This window comes from Streptococcus sanguinis, from assembly GCF_020729725.1.
GTDB lineage: Bacteria > Bacillota > Bacilli > Lactobacillales > Streptococcaceae > Streptococcus > Streptococcus sanguinis_V.
The window spans coordinates 1-841 of sequence record NZ_JAJEPA010000037.1; the positions used below are offsets into that span (position 1 = coordinate 1).

At 47.6% G+C, this 841-nt stretch carries 1 protein-coding gene; it reads right to left on the minus strand.

Features of this window, described 5'->3' with window-relative positions; all coding sequences use genetic code 11:
• Positions 1–820 (minus strand): replication initiation factor domain-containing protein (locus tag K4I03_RS12430; protein ID WP_227965659.1); only part of this gene is annotated, 820 nt, incomplete at its 3' end.
• Positions 821–841: the final 21 nt, after the last annotated feature.

Genomic DNA, 841 nt, shown 5'->3' on the forward strand with positions numbered 1-841 from the left:
TATAACCGTATAGCTCCCGAATGGTTTCCAAGGAAACCTTGGACTGGTGAGCCTGCTCAAAGTCTTTCTCATAGAAATTGAGCAGGACCGCTGACTGTCTGGAGCCAAAATAGACTGAGCAGCCATCTGCCTGATTCTGGGTTTCCCCATCAATAAACTTGAAAGAGCGCATTTTGGACTGAATCAAGCCCCGCTCTTTTTTCTCTTTTAGTTGGTATAAGTTATAGTTTCCCTCCTCCTTGTTATAACCCTCATCCAGTGAAACATCTAGCCGGGTAATCTTGAGAAAATCCGCCGCCTCCTCTGGGGCCTTGGTTTTCCTTTTAGCATAAGCCAAGGCTGCCTCTAAAACCTCCTGCCAGGTCCGGCCGTTCTGCTCGTTTTCTAAGTACCATTCAAATTCTCTGCACCCCCGACCAGTCATCTCAACCAGCGTCCCCATCTCGCTATCTTTCTCTGAATGGTAGACATTGATAAAATTGAAATTCTCAAGAGCGCTATAGCCATAGCGGCCAAAGTCATGCTGGATAAAGGGTTTCTTCTTGAGGCCAAAGACCTCATCTATCACCCCCAGCCAGTCCAAGGTCCGAAAGCGGAAGCGGATATAGTCAATCCGTCCCGTCAAGCGGACACTGGTTTCTTTATTCAGTGCCAGCAGTTCCTGCAAGGGCAGACCCACCTTTTTAAAAGGCACCGTGTCTTTTCCCAAGTAGCGGTTATAGGTCGCCGGYGAAACCGTCAAGAGCTTACTAAACTCTTTCTTGGAAAAACCCAAGTAGAGCCGCAGCCGCTCCATATCCTTTGTTTCAATCTCTTTCATACAGCATAGATTCACCTTCCT